We start from the raw sequence: 9,373 nt of genomic DNA on the forward strand, positions 1-9,373 counted from the left end.
ATACTAGTGTGTTGGCGGTTGGCTATTCAACAGGATTTCTGGTTTCTATTTTGCAAAAAATAGGAATTTCTGCTTCGTATTCTAACTTTGAAAATCCTCAATTAGCACTTCTTTTTTCTGAATCTGTTATTGTGTAAACTCTTTCTTAACTGGTTTCTTATAAGTTATTATGTCTGCTGATGATTGAATATATGTATCAATATGTTTCAATTTTAGTTCATAAACTACTAAATAATCATTATCAATCATATCGGGATGAAACAAACGTGTGGTAGTTCCTGTTGCCCAATCATCAATTACGTAATGGTTGTCAAGAATTGATACATAGTTATCGTCAAGAATTCCAGAGCCACCTAAAACAGTTGAATAATTACTCAACCACTCTACTTTAAATACTTCATTTTCTTCTGATATGTAAATAATATTCAGGCTATCAATTAATAATAATACATCCTCTTCTATATCCTTATCAAATCCCCCACTATGAAAGTATCCCCCATTGTCATTTATTAATAAGTTATTTATTCTTATTACATCTTTGGTATTCAAGTAATTGTTATACAAAATACGAAGCGTCTCTAATGAATAGTTTGTTAATTTCTCTTTTTTAAGCAATTGCTTCTTTATACCTTCTATATTTTGATATTTTTGGAGCGTGGAGTCTGTAGGTAAATAATAAAATGAATTTAGACAATTAGAAAGTTGAACATCCTGTGTCCAATTTGGCAAAGTTGTTTTAATATACATAGAATCCCTCAAGTTCTGAGATGAAAGCCCTCTTTTTGTTAAAATTGTATCCAATTTTCCTTTTTGGGCTATTATTTTATCATTAATACTTAGGCTGTAAAAGAGTTCAATCTCATTTTTATCTTGGATTTTTAATATATCCAAACAATTAACATCGTTTCCAGTTCCAGAAATCACTTCAAGAGTGTCTATTTTAGTTGGTATTAAACTTACTATTAATTCAGTTGGGTACTGATCAAAATAGTAATATTCTTTTTCATTCTGTACTATATAGGGAATCGAAAGATATCTATTTATAGATCTAAAATTGCTATACGGATAGTAAGTATGTAATATGTAATCATTTATTGGATATTTAATCGTATGTGTTTCGATATTAGAGGGCTTATTTATTAATGTGTCACTTTTAATATTCTTTAAAATGGAGTCATTTACATTATTAGAACTTGACTCTATTTCTTTTGTTATATTTTTTGAAACTTTTCCTGTCTTATGTGAATTTTGTTGACAAGATAGGAGCAACAAAAAACTAGCAATAAATAAGAAACTAATGTATTTCATTTTTTTATTTTAAAATATTGAATATTTGTATTAGGCGGCTTAAGCTTACCGCCAATATTTCGCTAAACCCATTAGCTTTATATATATTATATGCAAGGATAATTGCCTTTGTAACTAATTGATTTAACGAACATATATATGTTTTGTATATATTTGGTTATTAAAATTTAAGTTAAAAAGGTATGCTTGTTTTTTAATACAATCAGTTCCATTAGTGCTCTTTATTATTGGTGTTATTGAACATTGTAATAGTTACTGATATTAAATGTTTTTTAAGGCTAACAAAGGTAATAAATGATTTTAAATAGCATTGCTTTAAACTATAAAGTATCCAGTGTTGCTAAATTCATTGCTTAACAAGCAATTTGAAATGGTTTATAACATGTATTGCAATCGCTTTGGTACATAAATCAATCGACAATGATCAATCAGTAATGATCAATCATCGATGGTACAAAGAAGAACTTTGTGTTTCGCAATAGATAACTTTCGAATTAATCAGGCTACGTTTCTTATTTTTTTTATTTTTGCACTTCAATTAAAAATTGTAAATATAACTAGGTAATTAGTCGGTTGATTTATAGGGGTATGCATTGAGTATACTTTGTTGGTTGGCTTTTATCTTTAATCATTATATAAAAATGGAATTAGCAAGTACGTATAATCCTGCCGAAACGGAGGACAAGTGGTATAAGTATTGGATGGACCAGAAATTTTTTCATTCTGAACCGGATGAAAGAGAGCCATATACAGTCGTCATTCCGCCACCGAATGTTACCGGAGTATTGCATATGGGTCATATGTTGAATAATACGATACAGGATATTTTGATACGAAGAGCCCGCATGATGGGTAAAAATGCTTGCTGGGTTCCGGGAACCGACCACGCTTCAATTGCAACTGAAGCAAAAGTGGTAAACAAGTTAAAAACAGAAGGTATCGATAAGGCAGATTTGTCGAGGGATGAGTTTTTGAAACATGCCTGGGACTGGACGGAGAAGCACGGGGGTATAATTTTGGAACAGCTGAAAAAACTTGGTGCCTCATGTGATTGGGACAGAACCTGTTTTACTTTGGATGAAACCCGTAGTGAGGCAGTTATTGATACTTTTATAAAACTATATGAAAAAGGATTGATTTACCGCGGGATTCGCATGGTAAACTGGGATCCTGATGCATTAACAGCAGTTTCGGATGAAGAAGTAGTGTACAAAGAAGTTCACTCCAAATTATATTATCTTTTATATAAAATTGAAGGTGAAGAAGGACATGTAACTATTGCAACAACACGTCCTGAAACTATTTTAGGTGATACAGCAGTTTGTATTAATCCAAACGATGAGCGCTTTAAGCATTTAAAAGGGAAAAGGGTATTGGTTCCGTTGATTAACCGTTCAATTCCGATTATAGAGGATGAATATGTTGATATGGAGTTTGGTACCGGATGTTTAAAAATTACTCCGGCTCATGATATCAATGACTACGAAATAGGAATGCGCCACAATTTAGAAAGTATCGATATTTTAAATGATGATGGTACTTTAAGCGAGGCTGCAGGTATGTTTGTGGGTAAGGATCGTTTTGTTGTTCGCGATGAAATAGTTCCTGAGTTACAAAAATCAGGGAGCCTTTTAAAATTAGAGGATTACGATAATAAGGTGGGTTGCTCAGAAAGAACAGGTGCTGTAATTGAGCCTAAGCTTTCGACTCAGTGGTTTTTGAAAATGACCGATATGGCAAAGGTTGCTTTGGATGCCGTTATGACTGACGAGGTACAATTTCACCCTCCAAAATTTAAAAATGTTTACCGCCACTGGATGGAAAACGTGAAAGACTGGTGTATTTCGCGTCAGTTGTACTGGGGGCACCGTATTCCTGTTTATTATTTTGGTAACGGGGATTTTGTTGTGGCAAAAAGCATTGAAGAAGCCTTAAAACTTGCCAGGGAAAAGTCGGGTAATCCGGAGTTGACAGCTAAAGATTTAAAACAGGAAGAAGATGTATTGGATACATGGGCATCTTCGTGGTTATGGCCGATATCTGTTTTTGATGGCTTTAATCCGGATAAAGACGAAATAGACTACTATTACCCAACAAGCGATTTGGTAACCGGGCATGATATTATCTTTTTCTGGGTGGCACGTATGATTATGGCCGGATATGAGTTTAAAGGAGCTTTACCGTTTAAGAATGTTTACTTTACCGGAATGGTTCGCGATAAGCAAGGCCGTAAAATGAGTAAGCAGCTGGGCAATTCACCCGATCCGTTGGATTTGATTGCCAAATTTGGTGCAGACGGTGTTCGTGTGGGTATGTTGCTTTGTTCGCCTGCCGGTGGAGATTTGTTGTTTGATGAAAGTTTAACGGAACAAGGAAGAAACTTCTCAAATAAAATTTGGAATGCCTTCCGTTTGGTAAAAGGGTGGACTGTAGATGAGTCGATTGCGCAACCGGAAAGCGCTGCCAAAGGCATTGAATGGTTTGCTCAAAAGCTGAACCAGACTATTAATACTGTAGATGATCATTTCAGCAAGTTCCGTATTTCGGATGCATTAATGTCGGTATATACACTGTTCAGGGATGATTTCTCATCATGGTATTTAGAAATTGTAAAGCCAGGTTATCAGCAGCCAATAGATGGAGTTACCTATAAAGCTACAATAGCGAATTTTGATAAGATATTGAGACTGCTTCATCCGTTTATGCCATTTATTTCGGAAGAGATATGGCAACTTTTAGAAGAAAGAAAAGAAGGGGATAGCATAATGGTTTCTGACATGCCAAAAGTAACAGAAGTGGACGAAAAGCTATTGGCTTCGTTTGAATTAACGCAGGAAGCTGTTGCAGGCGTTAGGAATATCCGTAAACAAAAGAATATTCCTAACAAAGATGTCATCTTGTTGAGTATATTGGATAATACAGGAAATTACGACAAGAATTTTGATGCCGTATTGGCAAAGCTGGCTAATGCCGATAAAGTTGAGTTTGTAACAGATAAAGTGGCAGGGGCGTTGTCGTTTATGGTAAAAGCTAATGAGTATTTTATCCCAATGGGTGATTTGGTTGATGTAGAGGCTGAAATTGCACGTTTGGAAGAAGATCTTAAATACCAGCAGGGTTTCCTTAATTCTGTAATGAAAAAGCTAAGCAATGAGCGCTTTGTGAATAATGCCCCTGAAAAGGTTGTGGCTATTGAAAAGCAAAAACAGGCTGATGCTGAAGCAAAAATTAAAGCTTTACAGGAAAGTATTGCTAATATGAAAGGGTAGTTTAAAAACTACCTTCTGTATAATCAATAGATCGTTAGATTTTAGATAATAGACATTAGACTGATTTACAATTCGCTTAAAATAAATAAGATAATAATTTTGCCATAAAATATTCAATATATTTATAATCAGCACATTATAAAAATTTAACGAGCTAATGTATAATAATATAAATAGAGAAACGCCGCATAATGCGGCGTTTTTTTATTGATTAAAATTCCTGATAAACCGGTATAATCTCCAGGCCTTTTGCGGTGAAGTCCTTTTTTACCTTACTAAATTGCCGGGTAAATCCTAATAAGTAGCCACCACCTCCGGAACCACATAGTTTAAGCAGATAATCATTGTTTGTTATGCCTTTTTCCCAATACTTTATAAACTCCACGGGGATCATTTCTTTTAAATAGTTTAATTGAAATTTTGAGAGCAGTTTTAAGTTTTTATAAAAGGTATTTAAATCACCCGCCAGCAGAGATTGTATACAGTTGTTGGTTGTGGGGATCAATTCATTTTTAATTTTTGTGATATACTCGTGTTTAAGGCATTTTTTCATAAATAAGTCTACCAAAGGAGCAGTTTTGCCAACCATTTTTGTATTTACCATAAAAACGGCATCATCATGCCTGATATTTTTACGGGAGATGCCAATAGATGATATATGGTTCTGGTTTTTAATGAACAAAGGGTGCTTTAAATAGCAGATTAAAGGGTCAATACCTGAGCTCTGTCCATGAAAATAGCTTTCGAGTATGGAAAAAGTTTCTTTTAGCACACTGGTTTCTTTGGGTGAAAGACCAGCCTTTGCCTCAATCTTATTATTGCCATATTTTTTGTAAAGGGCAGCAACAAGAGCACCGCTACTACCCAGTCCATAGCCTTCCGGGATTGATGATTCAAAGTATAAGCCCTTTTTTATATCTTTTTTTAGCAAATTAATATCAATGAGTTCTGATGATTTTCCATCTAGATACTCTGCATATAGTAAAAGTTGCCTGTTCGATCTTTTAGCATAATCCAGGTCTGTATATCCTGAAGTATTTATATAGTTTAAAGAACCATTAAAGTGGGCATAGGGGATGGTTAATCCATTCGAATCAAACAGAATGGAGTATTCACCAAATAGTAAAATTTTTGAGTAGAAAACATTGTTTTTGTTTATAAATGACATGCTGTTTTATATTTCAATGGGACCTTTACCAATTTTATCGTAGATAACCATATTATTGGTACAATAATTTTTTAATTCCTTTTCAATAAACTCTTCTGCTATATCCTTATCTGAATCGGGGTACAAAACATGGATATTTGGGCCTGCATCAATCGTAAAGCAAATAGATATGTTGTTTTGCTCTCTGAATAGCCTTAATTTTTGAATGATAGATAGAGAATTTGGCTCCAAAAGTGTATAGGAAGGGGTAGAGCTCATCATTAAACCATGAAGGCTTAGGGCTTCTGATTCGCATATTTCGGAAAACTTATTCCAGTCACCGTTAGATAGAGCCCCGCTAAGCTGAGAAATATTATTGTTGGCTTGCTGTATTCTGCCTTCTCTATACGGATGGGAGTCCATTAGCTGGTGTCCAACAGTACTGCTTATTTTTTTCTGCTGATTATTTACCACCAAAATGGCATCATTAATATGTTTAAATAGGGGATGGGTGATATGGTTGATTTGGATTGCATAGAGGTTTGAGCTGTGCTTAAAATCAGATACTCCCCATAAGTTCCATCCTCCATATGCACTTCGGCAGGCACTTCCAGAACCAAGCCGTGCCAATTGTGAGATGTTATGGTTTGAAAGTTCAATTCCTGTAACTTCAAGGTGTATTTTTGCCAATCCGAGTGCCAAAGCACTGTAGCTACTTGCTGAGGATGCTATGCCCGATGAATGAGGAAAGTTATTGGAACTGTTGATTTTTAAAGAGTAATACCTTAACCAGGGAAGAAATTCCATTACCCTTTCAAAAAATACCCGCAGCTTTCGTTCAAAATTAAGCTGTTTTTCTCCTTCAAATAAAAATTCAAAATCAATATTACCTGAATTAGAACCATATGTATACTCTATGGCTGTTTGCGTAAAAGAGTTTTGAAGTGTAAAGCTAATTGAAGGATTAGCAGGTATCTGGATATTAGTTTTGCCCCAGTATTTAACAATAGCAATATTCGGAAATGACTTAAAACAAACGCATCCTGATTTTGAGAGAAACGACTTTTGTGTGTTATCCATAATTACTTCCTATGCACCTTGCACCATATGATAAATACTGCATAAATGACAGTATAGCTATTCATTATCCCAATCAAGGCTATCTGATAATTAAATCATTAAAGCTAAATATGGTTTTCAGCTTTTTATTATTAAAATATTTATTTACATATTCTGATGATTTGTCGCTTACCGCCATTATATAATCACCGCCCCATGCACCTAATGATTTAACAGAACCATTAAAGTCGCTAAAATGTTTTTGCTGTACAGGGATTTTATCTAACATTTTTGATACAATTTCTTCATGTTCCTTTATTAAATCCTGATATTCTGACAGTTTATTGCAAACTGCCATCAGGGTAGAGATTGAACTTATTCGAGAAGCATCCCTTGGGTTAATAACCTGGTTTTTATACTTGATCACATCTTGTTGTGAGTTTTTCTTTGAACCTAAATAAACAAAATAGATATGGTTCTTAAACGGTGGATTAAAGTCTGTTTTTGTAATATGGGCTTTATTATTCTGAAGCCGGAAAAACAGCGGCGAGGAGTATTGTGCGCATGCTATATCGTAACCGGAACCGGTAAATGTTTGCGACAATAACTTGTATCCATCAATTTTAAAATAGATGGCCAGGTTATTTATTAAAGTGGAACTACTTCCAAAACCCCAATCCGGATTGAATTCCAAATGCGTTACAAATTCTTTGTTTAACAGCTCATTAATGTTCTTTTTGCATAGGTTTAAAGCTGCAATTAATATTTTCCGTAGTCTTTTTGCAAATGCTTCGTTGGTACATTCTATAATGGAAAATGTATCGTTAAATTGTACACGTTGCCATGCTCCTGCTGGTTGATAGGCGTTCCATATGATCTTATTATTACTTGTTGGGAATACATTTAATGTTTGCCCTAAACGTAATGGCAGGGCTAAAGCTTTTGCACCCGATAAAACAAAGTATTCGCCCGAAAGCAATAGTTTTCCGTTGCTGCGACAAGAAAATTGAGGTGTATTGCTCATAATAACAGCTTAATTACGCAGGCTTTTTATAAATGCTTTAACCAGGGAATGACTTACCTGTTTATCTTTAAAATAGTTTTCAGCCTGTTCAATTTCATCTTGTTCAGCTCCCAGTGTTTGCAGTATGTTAGACAGATGCATCTTCATATGCCCTTTTTGAATGCCTGAAGTAACCAGGGCAGCCACTGCCGAAAAGTTATTGGCCAGTCCTGATGCGGCGGCTATTTGCATAAGGTCTTTAGCCGAAGGATTGCCAAGGATTTCTAATGCTATTTTGGCCATTGGATGTATGGAAGTAAGTCCGCCAATAGTACCAACAGCCAATGGTAAACAAAGCGAAAAGCTAAAAATATCATCCTTTATTTCTGCCTGGCTCAAGGAAGCGTATTTACCATTTCTGGAAGCATAGGCATGAGCCCCTGCTTCTATGGCCCTAAAGTCATTACCCGTGGCAATAATGACAGCATCAATACCGTTCATGATTCCTTTGTTGTGCGTTACTGCACGGCTTGTGTTGCGCGTCGCAATATCTACTGCATGTTTAAACCTATTGGCAAACTCTCTTGCTGAAAAGTCAGCTGCATAGGGCTTTAATTCATCTAAGGAACACGTAACAGTGCATTCAACCAAACAATCCGGCGTGTAATTGGACAAGATTGCCATAATTATCTCTACCGATTTATTCGGATTATGAATTTGGAGTAGATGATGCAGTGAATCGCCCATTTTTTCGAGGCATGAATTGATAAAATTAGCGCCCATGGCATCTGCTGTTTCAAAATATACATCCAGTGCGTAGGTTGTACCCGTCTTTAATTCTATCTGATCCAGGTCTATATCTCTAATGCCACCACCTCGTTTTTCCATTGATGTGGTTAGTTCCGCAACCGACTGTTTTAGTTTATCTTCAATTTGGGGCAGGAGGGTGCTTAGCTCATAAAACGACCAGTCTGCTTTAAAAAACAGCTGACCTTTTTTTAAGGTGGAAATTACTTTTGTTTTAAAGCCACCTCTTTCCGACCAGAATTTTGCCGCTTTTGCAGCAGCAGCAACAACCGAGCTTTCTTCTGTTACCATGGGCAGGTCATACCATTTACTGTTGATAACAAAGTTTGGGGCAATACCTAAAGGCAGGTAAAAGTTCGAGATGGTATTTTCTGAAAATTGATTATAAGTTTCCTGTAATTCAGGATGATGATGGTTTATTAAGAGTTCAGTGGCATGATGTGATAAACCACGCTCTTTAATAAGATAATCTATTTTTTCTTGTTGGGATAGCTTCGAAAATCCGGCAATCATGGTTGTTTACTTTTTAAGATGCAGGTATCAGATCCAATGACTGATTTGCAGTAGTTTTATATTTTTAACCTGAGTTCTTAATTTCAATCAAACTCATATTATTTATATAACATTATTGTCTGATAAAAGTTTTTTATCTATATGAATAATCTTAGAAATAGCTGATAGCTGATAGCTGATAGGACGGCTCCGCCTTTAGGACGCTACGCTTTAGCTTAATTACTTGCTACTACAGCATCTTTTTTTCAGGAACAGCATTTTCCGCAT

At 35.3% G+C, this 9,373-nt stretch carries 6 protein-coding genes; 1 reads left to right on the forward strand and 5 read right to left on the reverse strand.

Annotated features, from left to right (window positions below; all coding sequences use genetic code 11):
• Positions 1-126 precede the first annotated feature (126 nt).
• Positions 127-1,308, reverse strand: coding sequence for a hypothetical protein (locus OM074_RS14435; RefSeq protein ID WP_301200649.1), 1,182 nt, complete (start codon positions 1,306-1,308; stop codon positions 127-129).
• 641 nt (positions 1,309-1,949) lie between these two features.
• Here OM074_RS14435 and OM074_RS14440 point away from each other — a divergent pair.
• The gene (locus tag OM074_RS14440; RefSeq protein WP_301200651.1) at positions 1,950-4,577 is read left to right on the forward strand and encodes a valine--tRNA ligase; all 2,628 of its coding nucleotides are present in this window, start codon (positions 1,950-1,952) and stop codon (positions 4,575-4,577) included.
• A gap of 211 nt (positions 4,578-4,788) precedes the next feature.
• On the opposite strand, the gene OM074_RS14445 is transcribed toward OM074_RS14440, so the two are convergent.
• From OM074_RS14445 to OM074_RS14460, 4 genes are all read right to left on the reverse strand, one after another.
• Complete coding sequence (locus OM074_RS14445; RefSeq protein WP_301200653.1) at positions 4,789-5,745, reverse strand: mevalonate kinase family protein; 957 nt, start codon at positions 5,743-5,745, stop codon at positions 4,789-4,791.
• A gap of 6 nt (positions 5,746-5,751) precedes the next feature.
• On the reverse strand, positions 5,752-6,804 hold the full coding sequence (mvaD, locus tag OM074_RS14450) for a diphosphomevalonate decarboxylase (RefSeq protein WP_301200655.1): 1,053 nt from the start codon (positions 6,802-6,804) through the stop codon (positions 5,752-5,754).
• 79 nt (positions 6,805-6,883) lie between these two features.
• Positions 6,884-7,807 (reverse strand): GYDIA family GHMP kinase, encoded by a 924-nt coding sequence (locus tag OM074_RS14455; protein ID WP_301200657.1) that lies wholly within the window; start codon positions 7,805-7,807, stop codon positions 6,884-6,886.
• Between the two features lie 9 nt (positions 7,808-7,816).
• Positions 7,817-9,106 (reverse strand): hydroxymethylglutaryl-CoA reductase, degradative, encoded by a 1,290-nt coding sequence (locus OM074_RS14460; RefSeq protein WP_301200659.1) that lies wholly within the window; start codon positions 9,104-9,106, stop codon positions 7,817-7,819.
• Positions 9,107-9,373 lie beyond the last annotated feature (267 nt).

This window comes from Plebeiibacterium marinum, assembly GCF_026013615.1.
Lineage (GTDB): Bacteria > Bacteroidota > Bacteroidia > Bacteroidales > Marinilabiliaceae > Saccharicrinis > Saccharicrinis marinus_A.

What these genes read in the sequence shown, in the direction of transcription:
- mvaD (WP_301200655.1), bottom strand. Translation starts at nt 6,804, where the DNA reads ATGGATAACACACAAAAGTCGTTTCTCTCAAAATCAGGATGCGTTTGT.
- OM074_RS14440 (WP_301200651.1), top strand. Translation starts at nt 1,950, where the DNA reads ATGGAATTAGCAAGTACGTATAATCCTGCCGAAACGGAGGACAAGTGG.
- OM074_RS14460 (WP_301200659.1), bottom strand. Translation starts at nt 9,106, where the DNA reads ATGATTGCCGGATTTTCGAAGCTATCCCAACAAGAAAAAATAGATTAT.
- OM074_RS14455 (WP_301200657.1), bottom strand. Translation starts at nt 7,807, where the DNA reads ATGAGCAATACACCTCAATTTTCTTGTCGCAGCAACGGAAAACTATTG.
- OM074_RS14445 (WP_301200653.1), bottom strand. Translation starts at nt 5,745, where the DNA reads ATGTCATTTATAAACAAAAACAATGTTTTCTACTCAAAAATTTTACTA.
- OM074_RS14435 (WP_301200649.1), bottom strand. Translation starts at nt 1,308, where the DNA reads ATGAAATACATTAGTTTCTTATTTATTGCTAGTTTTTTGTTGCTCCTA.